General features: G+C 37.9%; 18 protein-coding genes. 5 read left to right on the forward strand and 13 right to left on the reverse strand.

All coding sequences use genetic code 11. The features are described from left to right. Positions 1–12: 12 nt before the first annotated feature. Together QM968_RS00895 and QM968_RS00900 are read right to left on the reverse strand one after the other, a co-directional pair. Positions 13–3,261 (reverse strand): DEAD/DEAH box helicase family protein, encoded by a 3,249-nt coding sequence (locus QM968_RS00895; protein WP_414381466.1) that lies wholly within the window; start codon positions 3,259–3,261, stop codon positions 13–15. Next, on the reverse strand, positions 3,258–5,144 hold the full coding sequence (locus QM968_RS00900; RefSeq protein ID WP_414381469.1) for an Eco57I restriction-modification methylase domain-containing protein: 1,887 nt from the start codon (positions 5,142–5,144) through the stop codon (positions 3,258–3,260). Before QM968_RS00900 ends, QM968_RS00895 begins: the two co-directional genes overlap by 4 nt. Before the next feature lie 1,181 nt (positions 5,145–6,325). Between QM968_RS00900 and QM968_RS00905 the strand changes: the two genes are divergently transcribed. From QM968_RS00905 to QM968_RS00920, 4 genes are all read left to right on the forward strand, one after another. Beyond that, complete coding sequence (locus QM968_RS00905; RefSeq protein WP_414381471.1) at positions 6,326–7,336, forward strand: site-specific integrase; 1,011 nt, start codon at positions 6,326–6,328, stop codon at positions 7,334–7,336. Between the two features lie 329 nt (positions 7,337–7,665). After that, a complete protein-coding gene (locus QM968_RS00910) occupies positions 7,666–9,027 on the forward strand; it encodes a hypothetical protein (protein WP_414381473.1) in 1,362 nt (453 codons plus the stop codon). 259 nt (positions 9,028–9,286) lie between these two features. Next, positions 9,287–9,481 carry a DUF3173 domain-containing protein gene (locus QM968_RS00915; protein ID WP_021153195.1) on the forward strand — a complete coding sequence of 65 codons (195 nt, stop codon included), beginning with the start codon at positions 9,287–9,289 and terminating at the stop codon, positions 9,479–9,481. After that, positions 9,481–10,719 (forward strand): tyrosine-type recombinase/integrase, encoded by a 1,239-nt coding sequence (locus QM968_RS00920; RefSeq protein WP_049488000.1) that lies wholly within the window; start codon positions 9,481–9,483, stop codon positions 10,717–10,719. The genes QM968_RS00915 and QM968_RS00920 overlap by 1 nt, the downstream gene beginning before the upstream one ends. Before the next feature lie 287 nt (positions 10,720–11,006). Here QM968_RS00920 and QM968_RS00925 read toward each other — a convergent pair whose 3' ends face one another. The 10 genes from QM968_RS00925 to QM968_RS00970 all read right to left on the reverse strand — a co-directional run bounded on the left by QM968_RS00925 (position 11,007) and on the right by QM968_RS00970 (position 19,825). Beyond that, entirely contained in the window at positions 11,007–12,017 is a 1,011-nt protein-coding gene (locus tag QM968_RS00925; protein WP_414381476.1) for a DUF1002 domain-containing protein, read from the reverse strand. Positions 12,018–12,185: 168 nt separating this feature from the next. After that, positions 12,186–13,031 (reverse strand): alpha/beta hydrolase, encoded by an 846-nt coding sequence (locus tag QM968_RS00930; protein ID WP_414381478.1) that lies wholly within the window; start codon positions 13,029–13,031, stop codon positions 12,186–12,188. 305 nt (positions 13,032–13,336) lie between these two features. After that, the gene (locus tag QM968_RS00935; protein ID WP_009731025.1) at positions 13,337–13,939 is read right to left on the reverse strand and encodes a lysozyme family protein; all 603 of its coding nucleotides are present in this window, start codon (positions 13,937–13,939) and stop codon (positions 13,337–13,339) included. Then, complete coding sequence (locus QM968_RS00940; protein ID WP_414381481.1) at positions 13,939–14,913, reverse strand: nucleoid-associated protein; 975 nt, start codon at positions 14,911–14,913, stop codon at positions 13,939–13,941. Before QM968_RS00940 ends, QM968_RS00935 begins: the two co-directional genes overlap by 1 nt. An 8-nt stretch (positions 14,914–14,921) precedes the next feature. Further along, entirely contained in the window at positions 14,922–16,178 is a 1,257-nt protein-coding gene (gene glyA / locus QM968_RS00945; protein ID WP_009731023.1) for a serine hydroxymethyltransferase, read from the reverse strand. A 35-nt stretch (positions 16,179–16,213) separates the two neighbouring features. Continuing rightward, positions 16,214–16,828 carry an L-threonylcarbamoyladenylate synthase gene (locus QM968_RS00950; RefSeq protein ID WP_009731022.1) on the reverse strand — a complete coding sequence of 205 codons (615 nt, stop codon included), beginning with the start codon at positions 16,826–16,828 and terminating at the stop codon, positions 16,214–16,216. Next, positions 16,815–17,651: a peptide chain release factor N(5)-glutamine methyltransferase gene (prmC, locus tag QM968_RS00955; protein ID WP_414381485.1), complete on the reverse strand. Its 837-nt coding sequence runs from the start codon at positions 17,649–17,651 to the stop codon at positions 16,815–16,817. Before prmC ends, QM968_RS00950 begins: the two co-directional genes overlap by 14 nt. Beyond that, the gene (prfA, locus tag QM968_RS00960) at positions 17,651–18,730 is read right to left on the reverse strand and encodes a peptide chain release factor 1 (RefSeq protein WP_414381488.1); all 1,080 of its coding nucleotides are present in this window, start codon (positions 18,728–18,730) and stop codon (positions 17,651–17,653) included. Before prfA ends, prmC begins: the two co-directional genes overlap by 1 nt. A gap of 15 nt (positions 18,731–18,745) precedes the next feature. Continuing rightward, positions 18,746–19,219, reverse strand: coding sequence for a GNAT family N-acetyltransferase (locus QM968_RS00965; protein ID WP_414381490.1), 474 nt, complete (start codon positions 19,217–19,219; stop codon positions 18,746–18,748). A gap of 21 nt (positions 19,220–19,240) precedes the next feature. Then, on the reverse strand, positions 19,241–19,825 hold the full coding sequence (locus QM968_RS00970; protein ID WP_414381493.1) for a thymidine kinase: 585 nt from the start codon (positions 19,823–19,825) through the stop codon (positions 19,241–19,243). Between the two features lie 114 nt (positions 19,826–19,939). Here QM968_RS00970 and QM968_RS00975 point away from each other — a divergent pair, with 114 nt between their 5' ends. After that, complete coding sequence (locus tag QM968_RS00975; protein WP_414381496.1) at positions 19,940–20,122, forward strand: 4-oxalocrotonate tautomerase; 183 nt, start codon at positions 19,940–19,942, stop codon at positions 20,120–20,122. A gap of 38 nt (positions 20,123–20,160) precedes the next feature. Here the strand turns inward: QM968_RS00975 and QM968_RS00980 are convergent, their stop codons facing one another. Next, complete coding sequence (locus tag QM968_RS00980) at positions 20,161–21,507, reverse strand: MATE family efflux transporter (protein ID WP_414381499.1); 1,347 nt, start codon at positions 21,505–21,507, stop codon at positions 20,161–20,163. Positions 21,508–21,617 lie beyond the last annotated feature (110 nt).

Raw genomic sequence — 21,617 nt, forward strand, 5'->3', positions numbered from 1 at the left:
TATTACACTATCTTAACCAAAATATTTATCTACCAATTCCTGAACCTTACCTACTTTAGCAGCAGGGATGGTATCTTCTAAAACAAAGTTCTTTCTACTAATATCTTGGGAGAGGTTTCCAAAGATAAAATTAGTGGAAATGTTATAGATGATTTCTGAAGGCGCAAATCCATAAACTTGATTTTCTAAGATATGTTTTAAGCGTTCTTCAGGACTTGGAAATGCATCTTTCAAGCCATTGCTATTATAAAGTCGCTTAACGAGTTCAGCAATATAGAGACCTGACTTCATGTACAAATCAATAAATGTTTTAGATGGGTCATCAAAGATTCCTGGGTTTTCCTTCTCAAGATCATCCACCATTCTTTTCACTACTCGTTTAGGAGTGAAAATTTGATTGGTTTTCTGTGGTGGAATATAGTCAAAGATGTCTTCTTTTTGATCTTTAAAATAATCCGCCAACTCCTCTTTCTTGCGAAGAAATTCTTGAATGGCCTCATCGAATGTTGCTCGATCAAAGAGATGCCCTGCAAAATCTTGCCCACCATCTCTCAAATAACGAAATTGGTCAATCGTAATACCAGTCACTTCAAAGAAGACATGCTCAGGAACAAAGGTGTCAAAATTATCAAGAGTTAGAGATTGATCACCATAGGCCATGATAAAACTAGGGATTGTTCGTGCAAAGCCTCGAAGGTGATCACGAATCTCATCCTGAGCTGATTGTTTCAACTGTTCAACACGTTTTATCTCAACCTGTTCGATAAACTTCTCAGGCATTTTTTCCACTTCATTTTTGAGTGTTTGTTCCAGTTTTTCTTTATGGATGAGATTATTTTCTTCTATTTGTTTTTCAAGATCTTCTTGAATCTTATCTTTTTGCTCCTTATCATTTGCATCTTTGAGCTGTAGTTGCAGTTTTTCCTTGATACGAGCTTCAGAAATTTTACGTTCTATCTCATTTTTTCGAACTTCGTTCTCAAATGTTGCTGCAATTTGTTTCATAATGTTGTCTGTTTCACGAGTTTTAAGGTCATATCCAGCTTTCAATTCTTCTACAATTACCGAAGAAACTGTCTTACTCAAGTCATTGACCAGCTGTTTTTGAGTTCGTTCCTCATCTTTTGTGACTAGTTCAACAACAGACTGTCCAAGTCCATAAATTTTTTCGCCGAACATTCGAGCTTGTTGATTGACCACGATTTCATGGTCAACTACTGCATTGCCCCCATCATCCACTGTAACATTTGAAAAATCTAGTAAATCAGAAGGTGTTTGTAACTTCCCTTCCTTTTCAACTGGTAGTTCATTTAAGATGTCTAGAACTGTTTGACTGGCTTGGAAAATGCCACCGATATTATCAAAAAGGAGATTGGACATAAAGCCTCGTTTGAGGACTTCTCTAGCTTTTATCTGACGAGGTATGGTGAGGACCGCCTTGGCATCAATTTCAACCATCTTACCTGCCCGATCCTCAGCTATGACAGGGAAGAAGTTTAAGAGTTCTCTGATGTTTTCTTCACGAGTTGTGGAAGTTCCTCCACCTCCTGCAGTTGCAAGTGATAAGTTGTTCGCAAACTCATCATAGAGAATCAAGGTTCTTTCTGGCGCAAAGTCAAAGACATAGGCTCTTTCTTTGCGGAAGTGATTTCCTTTGTTATCGCTCCATGAGTAAGGGTTTTGCGCACGGAAGGCAGCCTGCATATAAAGGGCAGGTGATTTCAAGTTTGATAACATCAATACGCCTGTCCATTCAGGGATCGTCACACCTGTCGTCAATTGACCGACGGATAGGGTAATGGTTTTATCATTCTCTGCTATCGCTTTTCGAACCAAGTCTAAGGATTTCAGTGTGACCTTATCGTCTTCCTCTGACATACGCCCGTCACCAGCAGCTAGAACAATCTCATAGTTTTCATAGATGGGATGTTCTTCTAGAAGTGCTTTTAATGCTTTTGCTGAGGCTACACGTTCTAACAACCAAAAAGTATGCTTGAGTTCGTTCCGAAGTTCCTTGGTTGAAAATGGATACTTTTCATTGCTTGATAGAGTATCTAACCAATTTCTGACATCTTGCTCATGGATGAATTTCCCTTTATCATCTGTTGCGAAAAATTCACTCAAGTCAAAAGCATAGTCAATGTTTTCACCATCGAGTTGAGCACCTTTTTCTAACTCTTCGCCAATCATCTGAGACATTTGATAGGTAAAGAGATTTAACTGAGGCAAGCTCTCATAAGGATTTTCCTCTTCTTGCTCAGGCGACCAAGTAGATTTGGCAAACTGTTCATCTGCATAAGACCAGTTGTAGATCTGCTCCTCTGTAAACTCTCCCTTGGCCAATGCCTTAAATGGAGTTCCAGAAAGATGCAAAGTAAAGTTTCGACGGATCTTATTAAAGGCTTGGTCAGTCTTAAAGGTATCAACTCCTTCATGAGCCTCATCGATGACCAATAAATCCCAGTGTAGGTCAGTCACCCACTTGAGTTTATCGTGTTCACCGCCTAAATAAACAGAACCTTTCAAGTCTTGAAGACTGATAAAAGCAAGTTGTCGTACATCATCATCTAAGAAATCAAGAAATTCTTTTCGAGATAAGGTTGGTCGATTCTTAAGACTGTCTGACTCTGAAACAAACTTGTAAGTCGTTTGGCCTGCTATGAATTTTTCAAAATCATCATACCATGAGTTAGCAATGGCAGGTCTGTTTGTAACAATCAAGACATTGACAGCTTCCATACGTCGAGCCAGATCATAGGTAGACAAGGTCTTACCAAAACGTGGTTTGGCATTCCAAAGAAATTTGCTTCCTGGATGATTCTTGAAATAATCTAAGGTCTTAGAAATTGCTTCTTCTTGCTCATGTCGCAGAGTATAGTCCTGTCCTTTTCCAGGCTGATAACCAGACAAATCATGCTGAACAAACTTATCGAAGAGATTTTTAGATTTTTCAGGAGTCCCATTAAAATAGAACCATTCTGTCTTAGGACGACGTTCCACATCATGGAAAGAAAGGAAATGGTGAAAATCATGATCCTTAAAAGTCTTTCCTTTATCAGGCTCTTCCGTATAAGCTGCGTCTCCCGTCCATAAGACATCTGTATCTATATGAGCAGTATGCGTTTGTTCTTTAATCCGTTGAGTGACATCACGCTCCGTATAACCAATCTTAATCCAACCCTCATTGCTTGTTACCGTAGGTGTAGTGTAGGCATAGATTTTAGGATGAATCTCTTTCGTAGTTTTTATTTCTACCATCAATCCATCTCCTTTACATGAGTCTCAATAAAGGCAATCTCTTCAGGAGAAAGGTCATATTTTTGATAGAGCTGACGGTCAATATCAGCCACTGATTGTGTCCAATCAATGTCCGAATTGTCGGTAAAATCTTGGAGTGGGACCTTAGCCCAAATTGGGGAAGGATTGTGTTGAGTTAGTTTCAAAACTCCAAGCAATACTCTTGAGAATTTAGTTTTAATATATTTTAAACAAGCTTCTGCTTCCGCTTTTGTTTTAAAATCACCAATAGAAATAAAAGTTTGAGTATGACCTACTAAGGGAGCGCCAATTAAGGGAGTTGACAAGATTTCACCTAGAGCTCCACTACCATTTGACTCAGGGATAAAAACTTTATATGTATTAATGTTTTGAGGAGCTTTTATAAAATCTTTTCTAACAAACTTAAATGCTCTTTGTTTATTAAATAAGCCCAATATTTGAATATATTCATTCTCATTATCAGGAACTGCATCAAAAAAAATAATGTCATTCAATCTATCTAATACATTAGAACGTAAATCAAATGTTTTACTAGCAATTGATACAACTTCTGGATGAATATCTTTTAACTTTTGAGTAAATTTATGACTTAAAGGATTAGTTATTAAATCAGATAAACTTTGCTTTTCTTTAACCTCAACTTTTCGTAGTATGTTTCTTAATTCTTCATGTGGAATAAATGTTCCAATTTCTCCAAAACTTTTATCTTCATCTCTATAACAAATAGCTACTCCTCCTTTAATATCTGTATTTATAAATACATTTTTACTTTTCTGTTCGTAAAACAATATCTTGAAATGTGTATCATGTAATATCTTTTCATGCCATTCTTTGGATAACCTACCAGCAGAAAACAAATATCTACCAGGCGTAATTAAACATACTTTTCTGCCAATTTGAAATGATTCTTCCATAAATGAAGGATATATTGCTGGTGCATAGGTATCATTATCACCTAATGTATTATCCTGATACGGCGGATTTCCTATCACGACATCAAATTTCATTTCACTTTCCTCACTAGATAGGCTATCAAAACCTATCATCTTATTCTTTTTCCAGTATTTAATTTTGGTTTTAGATTCTTCTACTTCTTGAACTTCTAGCTCATCAAAAAACAAACTTAACTGTTGAGATTGCTCTTGTCTATCCGAAAAAGGACTGATCTTTTTTAATCCATCCATCTGAAAGACATTGTAAGAGATAATAGTCGCAATTTCTTTCTTCTGTTCCAATGTTGGTTGATTTCCAGTCTTAGCTAAATAGTAGTCCTCAAAGGTCGCTAAAAGGTTTTCACGCGCCAAAAGCAAGGAATCTCCTTGATACTCATAGCCATATGAAGCACGATAGACCTCTTTTACAAGTTCATAGAAGTTGGCTTCATTTGAAACCTCACGACTAATGCGCTGTAATTTTCTATCAACAAAACCAACTCGTTCAGATAAAGGGATTTCCTCACCAGTTACTGTATCATAACGCGTTACCATATAAGGTGCTTCACCACAGGTAATTTCTAGCCAACGCATTTGGATATAATCTTTAAGATCTAGAGCTTCAAGTTCAGCTTCCACGTAGCCATTTTGCTTTTCAACTAACCATGTTGGAGTAAAAACTTCGGCTCTAATCTTGGTCCGGTCTTTTTGCTCATACTTGGACTTTTCTGATCGAGGTTGAATCAAGTTTGCATAGGCTCCCGTTACCCTACTTGGAGTGATGCGATCACTTGGAGCAAATCCCTTTCCTAACAATTCATAAGAATGCGTCGCCCAAACTATGTTTTTCTTTGTCGTTCGATCTTTTAAGAGAATTTTTAATAAGTCAGCCGACTCCATAGCCAACTGTTCTTCACTAATATCTATTGCCATAAAGCAACCTTTCTCATGTTGTAAATCTTATTAAATCATATTGAAACTTTCAATATATTTAGTTCAAATACTTTTGAAAAAGTACTTGTATTGGTTCTTCCTAATCTTCTATATTTTACCACAAAAATACACTGATATACTTATCTCAGTGTGTTTAATTTGTTTTAAGATAACTTCATAAGTACTGTTAAAGATTGATCATTTGTGAGCTCCAAAGTAATAAAATTAATCTCTCATATCCAAGTTCCTTCATCTGCTTAGTTATAGAATTCAATGTTGCCTCAAAATCACCTGGCGTAAAATTTCTTAAATAAAGTGTAACGTAAGTCCTGTTAATAGAAAATAAGCAAATATGAATTGCATTATGTTCTTTTTGTCTATTTTTTAATCTGTATAAGAAACTTTAGTGCATCTACATCCGAATACTATTTCAATCAATTCTGTTCTTTTTATTACGTCGCTGATTTTTCTGTGTGTTTAGCGTTGACAGAAACGTATGTGAAAGTCACGCTAAACACACAGTCCCAAATAAAACCGTATAACACAAAAGAGAAAGAAAATTTGTTTTTTATAATGATCAATTTATGGCATACTATAGATATCTAAAGATTGATTAAGTAGAGACGTAACTAATTAGCTACGTTTTTTTTAATATTTAAAAGGAGGTAGCTATCGTGTAAACAGCAGGTTTAAGCTGAGTTAAGAAAGAACCAATTTTTGTATTTCACTAACTAAAAAAAATGTATAGATAATAAAAGTAATGTCAATAGCAGTAAAAAAATTTTTGATCATAACAAAGTAAAGTATAAGAGTATAAGAGTATAAGAACGAAAGTAAATAACAAAAGTCAAAAAAATCAAATACAAAAAAACTAGCTTATCTCAGTCGCTAAATTTAAAGCATTTAAACCTGAAAAAGAGTAAAAAGAAAAAAACAACAGATTTTTATCTGTAAGGTGGAACTCTACATCTTATTTGAATTGAGTCAACTTGTCATGTTGTAAAATGGCTTGGTTAACTTCTTAGCCATCAATTAAGAAGCGCCCTTAGCAAAGGGAAGATACTAATCAGTGAATACAAGCTTTATGTCACTGCACTACTTCAACTTGAATTAAAAGACCTTAAGATTCTTGTTAAGATTTTCTTTAAACGTACATTATCTTCTATAGAAAGGAAAGAACTATGTCAAAGAAGAAACGAAGTCGTTCTGAACGACGAAAAGCTAGAGAGAAAGCCCAGAAAGAACAAATGGATTCTCTAACTACTTTCGAAGGCCGTAAACAATTCGTCCAATCAAAAGGTTTAACTAATCTAGTCACGCGCTTCAAGAAGGGTAAAGGTATCAAGCGAAATGAATCCAAAAAAACAGGAGAGGATATTCATTTAATTCATACCGATCGAACGCTCCATAACTATGCTGGTTCCTGGAGCAGATTCGCTTACTTTGTTGCTGCAACAGCTACTGCCGAAGAGTTAGAAGCTCTTGAAAAATCTAAGAATGTAGATGGATGGATTGACTTAGTAAATCAATACTTAGAACATTGTAAAAAAACTGGGCTTTCTGCACCAACCCAGTCAACCTATAAAGCAGCATTGGCAAAAGTTTTAGGCGTGTCTTCTACTGCTTTTATTGCTACAGATATTCGATATCGAGCTAACAAAAGGAATAATCGCTTAAAATCTAATGACGACAGAATGTCTGAAGAAACGAATAATCGTTGGTTTTCAATCGTATCTGCCACTGGGCTACGAAAAAATGAGCTAAAAGCAATTACTGGTGACTCACTCTACCAACGTGAGGATGGCCGATATTATCTTAAAATCATTGGTAAAAAGCATAAAACAAAAGGAGCTAGAGATCGTTGGGTTCCGATTATCACACGAGACAAAGAAGAATTAGAGAGGCTTGTTGAGGAGTTTAAGCTAGCTGGTAAAAAGCGTGTGTTTCAAGTTCCATCTGCTTTAAAACCTCATAAATATCGTGCTGAATACGCAAAACGTCTTTATCTTCTTGTCGCGCGAGATCCCAAAGATATCAAAGATAAAAAAGAAAAAATTTTTCTAAGAGGAGAATTAAGGGGAGTCGTCCTGGATCGAAAGGCCAGCTTAATTGTATCGCGTGCTCTCGGACACAATCGACCAGAAGAATTTCAAAAATCGTATGCATATAAGTTAATCGCACAAGCAAACTAATAAACTTACTTTGTAATGTTTTAAGTGTATCAAATCTAAAATCATTTTTTTCACATCTTTATTCTTAATCTAAATGAAAAATAAAGTAGATAAGAACCTACTTCTTTCTTCAAACCATTATCACTACGCGTTTTTCAAACAATCAAACATTAAGTTCTTTTGTTTTAAAAAAATTTTTTTCATTTTTTCATTATTTTTTTTGAAAAAAAAAGGGTTTTTGAACAAGTTCCTGGCATACTAAAGAATAGGGGGTATAAAAAGAAAAAATTTTTAATCTTACCCCAAACAACATACTTTATCAAAATACTATGTGAAAGGAATTTAATCGAATGGCTAGAAGAAAATTAACACAGGAAGAAGAACAAAAACGTTTAGAAGTAAAAATTGAGAATGAAAATAGGATACTAGAGGCTTTCTCATCAATGCCTTGTTTTGCTGGAATAGATAAATGTAAATTATCCCTACAGGATTTTTCTTTAGAGTGTAAAGAAATAAAGAATTTAAAATATGATAGTACTTGTAACTTAAAGACATCTATAGATGGAAAGTTGCTTAGTTTAGATATTAAATCAGAATTTTTCGGGAAAATCACTATTTCTTTTGATGAATCAAATTTTAAAACATCGTACTGTTACATTGAATTAATTCATGGGGGGTTAAATATCGAAACGGCTGGTATTGAGGGGATTAAAAGTAGATTAGCAAACGCAATCGATTTTATTAAAAATAATTACGGTATTTTGATTACTTACTCGACTGCCCTCTTTCTCGAAATGGAACTTGCTTATACAATTGCCTTTGATAAAACTCCAAACTTACAGCTCAGAAGTTTTCTACACAAATGTCTTTCATCAGGATACCCTCCAAATTTTGGAAATGAGAAAAGTAAAAAGAACAACTATGACTATCCAATTTTGAGTTGTAAGATTAGTAATGAAGAATTAACTGTTACTTACGATAAAATTGAAAAAGCAAAAAGAAAAAGACAAATCAGAAGAAAGGGTTCAAAACTAGATAATATTAATGTCCAGAGATTTGAACTAGTATTAAAGAAAAATAAAATAGAAAAATTTTTGGGAACCAATTCCTTAGATTTACTTAATGATGCACAATTGATAGACTATTTGGAATCAAGACTTCATTCAACAATAAATGTGTACATAACGTTAATTGAAGAATCAAGTGCAAAAACTAAAAAAGTGATTCAAGATGTTTATAACAAATACGGTCCTAAAAGTTATATTAAAGAACTTTTAAATCAAGTAAATAATCATTCTCTTAGATTTTTGTCTCCTTTGGTGTTAGACGAAGAAATTATAGCATTGTCGAATATTGCTCCTTTCAAAAATAAAGGTAGAACCAAAAGAACAATAATAGACTCCTTCCAAAATAGTGAAAAAAAATATTTTGAAAAAAACGAGACCGGATTAATGATTACTTGGCACGTTCGAGATATATTTAAACTATTTTATGAATCACTAGAAGTTGCTAAAGAAAAAGGTTTAGGATGTCATAAAGATGCTAAGTCGACTCATACATTTAAGCATGTTTTAAAAGATTATTCATTAGATTATAGAAATAAAATTTTAAATAAAACTATAAGATCTAATACTCGAAATCAAAAGAATAAAATTAGAAACCATGTTTTAAAAGAATTCCCTGATGTAGATTTAGATATTAATAAAAAATAAAGCAAATTAAATAATAATTTTTTTACATTTATGGCTGTAAACCTTGATACAACAACAAACATGTATTTATATGTACACAGTTTTCGTTTGATTATTTGAGAAAGGAAATAGATATGTGTGAATTTTTTAGAACAAAAAAGAGCTTGTTTCTAAACTTTGGCCGGTATCAGAAACAAACTCAAAAAATAACAGTAATAATATCTATTACCTTTTTCTATTATCGCAATAAAATTTAGAAAATTCAAGAGGATTATTAATTATGAAACAAACAATGAATAAAGAGGATTTGATTAATATGGGTTACAATCCCTATACTGCGGTTTCAATCATTAGACAAGCTAAGCAAATTATGGTACAAAAGGGGTATGCCTTTTATAATAATAGACGTTTAGGGCACGTCCCAATCAGTGCTGTTGAAGAAATTCTGGGTGTTTCACTTCACGAGGAAGAATAATGCCACAATATCAACAGAAAACAAAATTTCCTGGAGTATATTCTGATAAAGACGGAAAATATTTTCTTCAAACCGAATTTGGTCGAGATAGAGTTACTGGGAAACGTGTACGAAAGAAATCTAGGGTAGATCAGCATGGAAAACCATTTAAATCGGCCTCAGATGCTTATAAAGAATTAACTCGCCTGAAACATGAATATCATCAATCTCAAGGTTATTCTAACTACCGTATGAAATATCGGCAATTTATGGAAGACCATTATATTCCATACTATAGAACAACAGTTGAGCACAGTACATTTTCAGTGCGAGAGAAAAATCTTTTACAGCTTTGTGATCGTTTTGGTGACACCATGCTTCGTTCGATAACCCTTGAACAAGTTCAGATGTTTCGCACGTGGTTACTTACTAGTAAAGAGGATGGTGGTGCAGGATACTCGCAAGGGTATTCGGCCCTCATCTTTGGTATGTTTAGGAAATCTCTAGATTATGCTTTACAAATGGGGTATGTAGAGAAGAATATTTCAAAACAATCCAATGCAATTCCTAAAGGAAAAAGTAATGTCCCATATTGGACTAAGAGCGAATTTGAAGCTGTTATTTCGAAAATTTACATTGAAGATGTATATGAACATTTAAACTTCGTGATGATTTGGGTATATTTCATGACTGGCGTACGTGTAAATGAAGGTTGTGCCCTTCAATGGAATGATGTTGACTTTGATAAGCAACGCCTACGAGTTCATCATATGCTTATTGTTAAAAACAAAAAAGAATGGACACGTAATTCCTATTCGAAAACTAAAGACGGAAGAAGGATGATTAGTTTAGATAAAGATACTATTGATGTGTTAAAAAAATGGCGTGAAGCTCAAAAAAAGATTGGACTAGGACACGAGAACGATTTTATCTTTTCATACGATGGCTTACCTATGTTGAAATCTACAATCTCAAGGATTATTAAAAGGTACGCCAAGATTGCTCACGTAAAGCCTATCCAAGCGAAAGGTCTCAGGCACAGCCATGCATCGCTTCTAATTAATGAATTAAATGCTGATGTACTTATTCTATCAAAACGATTAGGACACTCTTCTCCTGAAATCACCTTGAAACACTACTCGCATCTATGGGATGGCGCTGATGAAGCTATCACTAATGAAATGGTCGGAATTATTAATGTTTCTTTCCCATCTTCTAGCTTAGTACATTTCAACGGGAATCAATCAATTTCAAAATAACATTCCCACCAAAAACCCCACCAAAAAACAATTAACACCTTAAAAAGCCTGTTCTATAAAGCTTTTTGAGGCGACTGCAACCATTGAGTGGGAATAAAAAAAGGTCCGGGGGACCTTGATTCATGAGCATAAAATAATAGAGCGAGTTAAAGGTCCGGGGGACCTTGATTCACGAGCTTAAAATAAGTATTTAGCAATTCTAACAATATCTAGTAAAATAAAAGAATAGGCAATCACACACAAAAAGCACTCTGATGTCTTTGTCAGGAGTGCTTTCCTATTTCTACTTATCCAACCAAACTACTAAAGAATTTGACAATCATATCCCAGATTGCTCCGAAGAATCCGGCAATGGCATTCCACAAATTCGTAAAGAAGTTACCACTGTCTTTTAAAATAGCGTCTGTATCAAAATTGATGTTGATATTGTTAAAGGTATCACCCGCCTTGTCTACGATACTATTTTTCAAATCCGTCAATGTTTTGGTAAAGTTTTTACTACTGATGACGCTACTCTTTGAGAGGTTCACTGCGAAATTCACGATCAAATTGATCTGGTTACCTGTCACAGTTGTATCTAGCTTATAATTTTTTAGGGTTTCTTCGACGATTTTCCGGATATCATCCTTACTCAAATCCTGATTGTTCTGTTTAGCATTGGCTACTGCTGTTTTAATATCGGTCAATGCGACGTTTAACTTATCTGCATCGAAGTTTTTCTTGCCAGCATTCTCTTCATTGATTCCAGCCAAGGTTGTTAATTCTTCTTGAGCTAGATCTTTGCTTTCTTGAGAAACCTTGGCACCGTTTTTTTCCAATGAGTAATAAATACCAGCCAAAGCACTTTCTCCAGTTACCTGAATGGGTGAAGCTACAGTAATTTGAGCATGCTCCAATCCAAGTGTAACAGCCGCATTCCGATACATATCTGCAGTAACCTTGGTGATGTTTTGAGGCGTCACAATATTCACTTCTAGAGGCTTGTTCTTACCTAATTTTTGAATTTTAACAGAGGAATAGAGCTCTAGACTATCATCGTTCGCAACGTTCATAATCGAAGAGTAGACCTCTGGTGTCATGGTTTTCCACTCTTCTTTGTCTTTTGAATTATCGTAGTTCAGCAAATTCAAGGTTTGCTCAATTTGCATTTGGTCTAGAGAATAACCCAAAACATAGTCTGGTTTGACATAAGTTTCATCAATGACTTTCTGGACATTGCTATCTGCAGAAACATGTGGAGTTCCACTAAAGAGGGCAACTGTCGACGCTACAAATAAAGCAATTTTTCTTAATTTCATTTCTCTCTTCTTTCTATCTCATATCCACGCTGAGTATATTTTATTGACTATTTCACCTGATTAGAGATGAAAAAAAGAAGCCAATAAAAAAGTTATTCACTTCAATGTTTATTATATCGTTTCTTTCTTAAAAGAAGCTTACAGTTTTTTTAAGAAAGGATGACATATTTATTTTCCCCAAAGAAACTGGATCAACAACTTATCTACTATTGGATTTTCATGAAGTTGGCTGTGCTGAGCACCTTTGCCATCAATATGTTCTTCACGGTAGCTTTTTGCACGTTCTGCTACTAGGTAACGAAGGGCTTTTGAAGAAACATTGAGAACCGATCCATCAGTTTCTCCACCGATATCTCCATAGATATTCAGTACATCGATCTGATTTTCTGGATAGACTTCCCGAAGACCTAAAAGCTGTTGGTACTGCTCATTCATTGATGAAGGCTTACCTGTTTGTGAATCTAGAATCAAACCTTGGGGTAGGTTCATCCCTTTGAGTCCAGCAACATGGTTTGCAATAGCGACCTGCTTGATAATTTTTGGTAAATTCTCATCACTTCCATGTTCCAGAAGATAATATAAGACGGACATATTTCCCATAGAATGAGAGACGACGTTCATCTCTTTAAAATGGTAGGTATCTTGAAGCTTTTTGACTACCTGATAGACATAATTGCTGATGACTTTTGGATCGGGCGTGCGATTGTTTTGGTATTCCACTTTGATAATTGGATTGACTGCACCTTTTGGAATGGTCCCTGTCAGCCTTACCTGCCCATCTTCAGCCACGTTTGCAGTGATGACGGTTTGTGTCACCCCTGCTTTTTTTGCCGAATCTGTCATATGTTTTTCTGCATTGGCACTCGATCCATAACCATGAAAAAATAAGGTAGGACGACTACTTTGTAGGTAATTCGTGTGGTCCAGCTGCGTTTTTTGTTGATACTTCCCAAAAAATGAGATACATAGGAGAATCAACCCCAAAAGCAGCCCGTAGAATGATTTTTTGTTCAATAGGAACTCCTCAAGATAATTTAAAACTAACTAGTATTTTATCATAGCTATTCAATGATTTCAAAATATTGAGAATGAAAGAGCCAAAATACACAAAAGATTTATAGATTATAAGAGAGGCTGGGACAAAAGTCCTAGCCTCTCAATTGTTTTTGGATTGTCGAGCAAGACGCAGTGGTTGAGTGGGCTCTAGTACGCTGATTTCATCAGCTCTTACAGCCCTACTCAACTGTGCGGAGGTGGGACGACGAAATCGAATTCTAACGAATTACCGATTTCTTTCCCACTCTCTCTGAATTGATTGATTAAAACCATGAAAATAGCTTCATAATTGTCATATTGGTCTGTACTAAACGAGAATAATAAATGTTCCCCCCATTAATGTAGAGTTCCATCCCGTTTAAAAGAGAGATAGGGTGGAGGTAAAGATAAGTTTCTCCGGTTACATTGCCAAGACTCGGAGCTACCACATCCCGCGAATAAGCGCGTGCCAACTCTAGCGAGTTAGTGCCACCGTTTTTTGCGACATAATCAATGTAGTCTTTTCCGAAATTATAGGCTTGAACCGCAGTCCAGCTATCGACCCCTTTTTTCTTAGCTTCTTTTAATTCGTCGGAGAGGGTCTGAATGCCTTGGCGAATACTGGCCTTATTATCACTAATGGTATTGGTTTCCCCACTGGCACTCTCACTTGCCTGCATGACATCGTCCTCTCTTCCTTTGGTTTCAGTATAGATCATAGCCAGAATGAGGTTTTCATTGGCTGTGGTATCCTCCTCGGCAAGGACTTCTCTCACCAGAGTACGGTACTGCATGACTTGTTTGACATCATGGTGGATCTGAATCGCTTTGTAGCCACCAAATATCAGTAAGATGAAAAAGAAGATCTTCACTATGCGTTTAATCATTATTTACTCTGTATATCCTCAATATTCTTGATCAGGATGGAATAGGTCCCGTTATCATTTAAAATAAATTCAACAGATTCTGCATCTTCATAGACGCTATTCGGAACAATTAGTTCGATTCCATTTGACAATGACAATTTTTGATTTTCAAACTTCTTCAACTGGCGGGTTGAATCAATTTCTTCAAAAGTTACAGGTTCAGGGATCGCTTCTTTGACTTGGTCAATAAAACTGAGACGAGCCGTCAGGTTGTCATCAAAGAGATCATCCGCTAATTTCTCTGGAGAGAGTTTATTTTCTTCCTCAATATGGTTGAATATAGCTGATTTAACTTTTGATTGAAATTGGAAATCATCTGTGTTAAAGCTCTCCGCAATTCGTTGGGCCGTTTTTTCTAGGGCTTTGATCGATTTTTTAGGAGAAATCTTGGGTTGTGCTTGCAAGAGATTCTCGGAAAAATAGTTCAAGAAGGTCCCGTTATACTTGATTCGTTTTTCAATCAGGTGGTACTTACGGCTTTGAAGATTGATAACTAAGGCTTCATCGGCACCTGTTCCAAAACCAGGTAGATTATTTTGTGTCAGTTTGATGGGATTATCGACTTCTCCCCCTAGATGGGTCAATGTTTCCCGCAAGGCAATCCGAAGAAAGGCAAAGTGGTCCACACCTTCTTTTGAGAATTGGATGAATACCAAATCGTTGGTCTTTTGATTCTCAGAGACGATAAATTCTTCTTTCCAGCGATTCGCTACTGCAACTGAAGTGTCTAGTAAATCATCCGAAATTAGCTCAAGAAAAGGGTTATCCTCTTCGAAAATACCGGTCTTGGCCTCATCGGAATAGACCCGCTCAATCTTTTTTCGCAAGTATTCCTCAATTTTAGGTGTGATATTGAGGAATTTGTCCGCCAAATAAAGGTCGGTATCATCTGGGCTAAATTGATGAATGATAGCCTTTTTTACGTAAATGTCCATAAGAAGGTTTAGTCCTCGTAAAGTGGGAAGGCATCCGTCAAGGCTTTGACTTGGCCACGAACTTCTTCTAATACAGCTGGGTTATCTGCGTTTTTCAAGGTTTTGATCATCAGTTCAGCAACAGTACGGCTCTCCTCTACTCCAAAACCACGAGCGGTGATGGCTGCTGCCCCAATTCGAATTCCACTGGTCTTGAATGGTGACAAGGTTTCATAAGGAATAGAGTTCTTGTTGAGGGTAATGTTGACCTCGTCCAGTAAGTTTTGCGCTACTTTACCATTTTCAACGACTTTCGTTACATCGACAAGGAAAAGGTGGTTCTCAGTTCCGCCTGAAATGACACGGAAATCTGGATCTTTCAAGAAGACATCAGCCATAGCCTGGCTGTTTTTAATCACGTTAGCTGCATAGTCTTTAAAAGCAGGGTCAAGAGCTTCTTTGAAAGCAACGGCTTTGGCTGCAACGACATGCTCCAATGGTCCACCTTGGATACCAGGGAAGATGGCTGAATTGATCTTCTTGGCCAATTCTTCATCATTGGTCAAGATCAAACCTCCACGAGGTCCGCGAAGGGTCTTGTGTGTGGTCGTGGTCGTGATATGGGCATAAGGAACTGGGCTTGGATGAAGACCTGCCGCCACCAAGCCAGCGATATGGGCCATATCGACCATGAGTTTAGCTCCTACTGCATCTGCAATCTCACGGAATTTAGAGAAATCAATGATGTGAGAGTAGGCTGAGGCACCAGCAACGATGAGTTTGGGCTTGACTTCTTGGGCTTGTTTTAAGATAGCGTTAAAATCTAAGAGCTCTGTTTCAGGATCTACGCTATAAGATACAAAGTTATAAGTTTGCCCTGAGAAGCTTACAGAAGCTCCGTGAGTCAAATGCCCACCTGCAGCCAGATCCATTCCCATAACAGTGTCTCCAGGCTCAATCAAAGCCATATAGGCAGCACAATTGGCCTGACTACCTGAGTGGGGTTGAACATTGGCAAACTTAGCCCCAAAAATTTCCTTAGCGCGTTCGATGGCCAGGCTTTCGACGATGTCTACGACATCAGTCCCGCCGTAGTAACGGCGACCTGGATAACCTTCTGCATATTTATTGGTCAGAATAGACCCTTGCGCTGCCATAACCGCCTTAGAGACGACATTTTCAGAAGCAATCAACTCGATATTATTTTGTTGGCGTTCCTCTTCTTTGGAAATAGCATTCCATAGGTCTGCATCATAGGCTTTGTAATCTTCTTTATCAAAAATCATAGGTCTACTCCTTATTAAATAATTTTTTATATACATTATGACAGAGGAAGGTCATCTTCCTCAAAAGAAAGCTCGGGCACTTGTGCAAGCAAGTCAGCTTTCGTAATAGAACCTTGTCGTAAAATCCTTGCTTTGGCCCCAGAGATATCTAGGATAGTTGAATCTTGGCCAGTAAGGAAAGCATCGTCCTCAAAGCCAGGAATTACCTGATCAAATTCTTTTACAATAGCTTTATACTTTGTTCCGCTAGCATGTCCAGATAGATTTGCAGAAGGACCAACTAAAGGACCATATTTACGAATTAATTCCAAGGTCTTTGGATGGGCTGGCATCCGAAAACCAACTGTATCCATCCCTGAATGAATCCAGTCAGGCACCTTTTCATTTGCTTGAAGAATAATAGTTAAAGGCCCAGGTAAAAATGAATCAATCAGTTTTGTTAAATAGCTAGGTCGATTTTTCGAATAAATTCGAACAGAAGCTTCGTCAGCTACATTCAAGTTTAGAGCTTTCTCTCTCGGTCTACGTTTTAATTCGTAAATATAATCAACTGCCTCTTGATCCAAAGCTTTGGCAAAAATACCATAGACGGTTTCAGTTGGTAGAATGACTGCCCGGCCAGCTTCTAATTCTTTCTCAAATAGATCCATTGTCCACCACCACCATTCTATCCTGTCCAAATTGGTCTTTCAGAACGCGAACTCGTTTGTTGGGAAAAGTCTCTTGAAAGAGCTCCTTTACTTTTTCTCCTTGTTTATAGCCGATTTCTAGATAGATCTTTCCATCTGGTATTAAAACACTTGGTGCTTGCTGAGCAATCTTTTCGTAGATGGCATATCCATCATGATCCGCAAAGAGAGCCAAGTGGGGTTCAGAGGCTAATACATTGACTCCGACTTCTTCTGCATCATCACGAGAGATATAAGGAGGGTTGGACACAATCAGGTCATAAGGACCTTCTAGTTCGTCCAGTACATCTGACGACTTGAATTCAAGGACTGCTTCTAGATGTTGGGCATTTTCTCGAGCCAGGGCTAAAGCTTCTTCTGACACATCAGTAGCTTGAACCTGCCAGTTAGGTCTAGCGAGGGCTAAGCTAATGGCAATGGCACCACTTCCCGTTCCAATATCCAGAACTCGTAGGGTTTCCCCGTCGTTTTCTTCAAGAATGAGTGCGACCAATTCTTCCGTTTCAGGTCTAGGAATCAGCACGCGCTCATCAACTGTAAAAACATGGCCACAAAATTCTGTGCTGCCAATAATATACTGGGCAGGGACGTGATGTTTTAGCTGCTCAAAGATGGATTCGAGCAAGGCCTGGTCCTCCGATTCCACCTCTTTTTGCAGGGCAAGGACAAAGTCTGTAAAGGTCCAGTTTTTTAAAGCACGATATGCGAAGGAGAGGCTTTCTGCTTCCTCTCCAACGGCTATTAATGCTTCTTCATACTGGGCTAATAATGGTCCCAACAACATTATTTGTTCAACTCTTCTAATTTTTGTGTTTGATCATACAAGACCAAAGCATCGACCACTTCGTCCAGTTTACCAGATAAGATATTATCCAGTTTTTGAAGGGTCAAGCCAATCCGGTGATCGGTTACACGGTTTTGAGGGAAGTTGTAAGTCCGGATCCGCTCTGAACGGTCACCAGTACCGATAGTTGACTTCCGCTCAGCGTCTTGCTCATCTTGGGCAATCTGAGCAAAGTGGTCAGCCACGCGCGCACGGATGATCTTCATGGCTTTTTCACGGTTCTTTTGTTGCGTCCGTTCTTCCTGCATCTCTACCTTGATGTTGGTAGGCAAGTGGACGATACGAACGGCTGTTGCGACCTTGTTGACGTTTTGTCCACCCGCACCAGATGCGTGGTAGATGTCAATCCGAAGGTCTTTTGAATCAATGTCATACTCGACTTCTTCGATTTCTGGCATGACCAGAACGGTTGCTGTAGAGGTATGGACACGACCTTGGCTTTCCGTCACAGGAACGCGTTGTACCCGGTGGGCACCAGATTCATACTTGAGTTTCGAGTAGACCGATTGACCAGAAACCATGGCTACGACTTCTTTGATCCCGCCAACGCCATTGTAAGAGGCTTCCATGACCTCAAAGCGCCAACCTTGGCTTTCCGCATATTTTTGATACATCTGCAAGAGGTCGCCAGCAAACAACTGGGCTTCGTCTCCTCCTGCTGCCCCACGGATTTCCAAGATAATGTTCTTGTCATCGTTTGGATCTTTTGGAAGAAGTAAGATCTTCAGTTTTTCTTCGTACTCTTCTTTTTCAGCCTTGGCATCTTTCAGCTCTTGCTTAGCCATTTCTTCCAAATCTGCATCGCCACCTGCTTCCTTGATCATTTCTTCAGCATCGACGATGTTTTGGAGTACTTGTTTGTATTCCCGATAAGCTGTCACCGTATCACGAGTGGATGCCTCTTCTTTTGAAAGCTCCATAAAACGTTTGGTATCAGAGACCACATCTGGGTCACTCAACAATTCTCCTAACTCTTCGTATCGGTCTTCTACAGCTTGTAGTTGATCATAGATATTCATGTTTGCTCCTTAATTCTAGGTTGTTAGATCATAGATTGCTACAATTTCGTCTTCTATGACTTGGCCAGTTTCTTTAAATCCATAATGGAGATAGCAAGATCTCGCTTGATTATTTTCCGGTTCATAAGATAACCAAAGACTTGTTGCTTTTCCAGCTGGCTCTGTTCGAACAAAGTCAATGACTGCATCCATAGTCGGTTTAAAATAGCCTAAACCTTGAAATCGTTTATCGATCATAAAACGAAATAACAAGTAGTTCCCCTTACTGATCCCAATTTTCCGATCATAGGCAATCATAACAAAACCAACTAATACTTCCTTATCATAAACTGCTAAGGGAGCTATAAAATCACCATTTTGATCATATACATAGGCTTCAGCTAAACTAATGGAATTGGATGCAATAAAATTCCTTTGGTTTGGATGAACTTCTAGATTTAAAACGTCAAAATAATTCTCTATTGTAATATCTTTTAAACAAATAGACATTATTATCCTCTCTAAAACGTTCTAGACGATTTCAGTTGGTATGTCTGGATTAAAATAATGCTTGCGGCAAACCGAGATATAGGTCTCGTGTCCACCGATCTGGATCTGCTCTCCATCGTAAACGGGTTTGCCCCCTTGTGTGCGCAAGACCATGGTCGCCTTGCGGGAACAGTATTGGCAGATGGTTTTGATTTCCTCGATCTTGTCTGCTAACAAGAGGAGGTGTTTAGAACCTTCAAAGAGTTCATTTCGGAAATCATTTTTGAGGCCAAAAGCCATCACCGGCACATCCAGTTCATCTACAACCCTAGCCAAGTCATAGACATGGTGGCGTTTGAGAAACTGAGCTTCATCGATTAAGACACAGTATGGTTTCTTTTCTAGCCTTTGGATATAACCGAAGATATCCGTCTCATCTTCGATGGCCATGGCTTCTCGTTTCATACCGATCCGGCTAGAAACTACTCCAACTCCATCTCGTGTATCGATTGCCGATGTCATGATGACGACGCTCTTGCCTTGCTCTTCATAATTATGGGCCACCTTCAAGATCTCAATGGTTTTCCCTGAGTTCATGGTCCCATATTTATAATATAATTGTGCCATTTTCCTTCTGTTCTCTCTAAAATGTGTTTCATTATCATTTTACCATAATTTTGCTGACCTTTGTATCCCAAAATGTGATAAAATAGTCCTATAAAAAATTTAGGAGGTGGCCCTATGCCATTTGTACGAATTGATTTATTTGAAGGACGCACTTTGGAACAAAAGAAAGCCCTCGCTAAAGAAGTAACCGAGGCTGTTGTCCGCAATACTGGCGCTCCTCAATCTGCTGTTCACGTTATCATCAACGATATGCCTGAAGGAACCTACTTCTCTCAAGGTGAAATGCGTACCAAATAAACAAAACAACCAGAAGCATATTCTGGTTGTTTTTGTTTTTAGGAAATTTGGTATTTCTTTTGAATCTGCCAAAGTCGCATCTGGTAACAAATACCACTAACGACAATACTAGAAATCAAGCCAATCCAGTAAGCATACGGACCTAGGTTAGTGACATGGTCTAAAAAGATCCCTAAAGGAATGGAGACACACCAGTAACTAAAGACACCAAGTAGGAAGGGAACGGTAGTGTCCTTGTAACCCCGAAGAATCCCTTGAATCGGTGCTGCGACTGTATCAGCAATTTGGAAAAGCAGGCTATAAGTCATAAAGATGGCTGTCTGGTGGATAAAATCCGGATCAGTTCCATAGAGACCTGCCACTTGATAGCGATACAGATAGAGGAAAGTAAGGGTAAAGAAGGCAAATCCAAAGGCTGTCCATCGTCCAATCCGGCAATATTGACGAACGACATCGGGACGACCAGCTCCAATCTCGTAGGATACAATAATAGCCATGGTATTGGAGATGCTAGCTGGAAAAGCGTACATGAGAGTTGAAAAATTCATGGCCGACTGGTGACTGGCGATGGTCATAGATGGGAATTTAGCCATGAGTAACCCTACTACAGAGAAGATAATCACTTCAGCAAACACAATCCCTCCAATTGGTAAGCCCAATCGAATGGTCTCTTTCATCTCTTTGAGATTGAGAGGTTGAATCTTCCAAAGTTGGTAGATAGCTACTTTAGGGTGTTTGAAAAGGATCAAGAAAGCAATGATGAGGAGAACCCAGTAAGCTAAGGATGTCCCCAGTCCTGCTCCTGCTCCTCCTAGCTTAGGTAGACCAAAAGCTCCATAGATCAACATGTAGTTGAAACTTGCATTTAAAGGCAATAAGAGAAGCATGAGGTACATGGACAAGCGAGTGAGGCCCAAGGTATCCAGCAAGGAACGGACCACGCTAAAGAGTAAAAGAGGCAAAATCCCTAGAGACAGAAAGGCTAAATAATGGGTTGCAATCCCAGCTACGACACTTTCTAAACCGATTTTTCTTAAGACGACTGGTGCGATAACTAGTACAAAAACGATCAATAGGACAGCCATCATGAAGGATAGATAAACGAATTGATAAAAATCAGAAGCGATTCGTTTTTTATTCCCCTGCCCTAAATGATGACCGATAATTGGTGTTAAAGCTGATACAATCCCTGTTAAGAAGGTGAAAAAGGGATTCCATAGACTAGTGGCAGTTGAGACTCCAGCTAAGTCCAAGGTATTGTATTGTCCCGTCATGGCTGTATCAACAAAGCTGGCTGAATAATTAGCCAATTGGTAGATTAAAATCGGAAAAAATAGACTGACAAACAAGCGCAACCGCTCTTTAAAGTGATGGGTTAGATACATGGTTCTGACTTTCTTCTAATCAAGTTGAATTTTTTCTCCTTCCACTCTACTATATGTTTCCTTAAAAGTCAAAAAAACCAAAGATCCAAGGATCTCCGGTTCATTTGTAC

Origin of the sequence: Streptococcus sp. OMI870 (assembly GCF_047460295.1) — a bacterium.
Taxonomy (GTDB): domain Bacteria; phylum Bacillota; class Bacilli; order Lactobacillales; family Streptococcaceae; genus Streptococcus.

Bases quoted from the DNA above. Each gene is read 5' to 3' on its own strand.
- QM968_RS00975 (WP_414381496.1), top strand. From the start codon at position 19,940: ATGCCATTTGTACGAATTGATTTATTTGAAGGACGCACTTTGGAACAA.
- QM968_RS00940 (WP_414381481.1), bottom strand. From the start codon at position 14,913: ATGGACATTTACGTAAAAAAGGCTATCATTCATCAATTTAGCCCAGAT.
- QM968_RS00925 (WP_414381476.1), bottom strand. From the start codon at position 12,017: ATGAAATTAAGAAAAATTGCTTTATTTGTAGCGTCGACAGTTGCCCTC.
- QM968_RS00980 (WP_414381499.1), bottom strand. From the start codon at position 21,507: ATGTATCTAACCCATCACTTTAAAGAGCGGTTGCGCTTGTTTGTCAGT.
- prfA (WP_414381488.1), bottom strand. From the start codon at position 18,730: ATGAATATCTATGATCAACTACAAGCTGTAGAAGACCGATACGAAGAG.
- QM968_RS00910 (WP_414381473.1), top strand. From the start codon at position 7,666: ATGGCTAGAAGAAAATTAACACAGGAAGAAGAACAAAAACGTTTAGAA.
- QM968_RS00905 (WP_414381471.1), top strand. From the start codon at position 6,326: ATGTCAAAGAAGAAACGAAGTCGTTCTGAACGACGAAAAGCTAGAGAG.
- QM968_RS00935 (WP_009731025.1), bottom strand. From the start codon at position 13,939: ATGATTAAACGCATAGTGAAGATCTTCTTTTTCATCTTACTGATATTT.
- QM968_RS00920 (WP_049488000.1), top strand. From the start codon at position 9,481: ATGCCACAATATCAACAGAAAACAAAATTTCCTGGAGTATATTCTGAT.
- glyA (WP_009731023.1), bottom strand. From the start codon at position 16,178: ATGATTTTTGATAAAGAAGATTACAAAGCCTATGATGCAGACCTATGG.
- QM968_RS00965 (WP_414381490.1), bottom strand. From the start codon at position 19,219: ATGTCTATTTGTTTAAAAGATATTACAATAGAGAATTATTTTGACGTT.
- QM968_RS00900 (WP_414381469.1), bottom strand. From the start codon at position 5,144: ATGGCAATAGATATTAGTGAAGAACAGTTGGCTATGGAGTCGGCTGAC.
- QM968_RS00915 (WP_021153195.1), top strand. From the start codon at position 9,287: ATGAAACAAACAATGAATAAAGAGGATTTGATTAATATGGGTTACAAT.
- prmC (WP_414381485.1), bottom strand. From the start codon at position 17,651: ATGTTGTTGGGACCATTATTAGCCCAGTATGAAGAAGCATTAATAGCC.
- QM968_RS00970 (WP_414381493.1), bottom strand. From the start codon at position 19,825: ATGGCACAATTATATTATAAATATGGGACCATGAACTCAGGGAAAACC.
- QM968_RS00950 (WP_009731022.1), bottom strand. From the start codon at position 16,828: ATGGATCTATTTGAGAAAGAATTAGAAGCTGGCCGGGCAGTCATTCTA.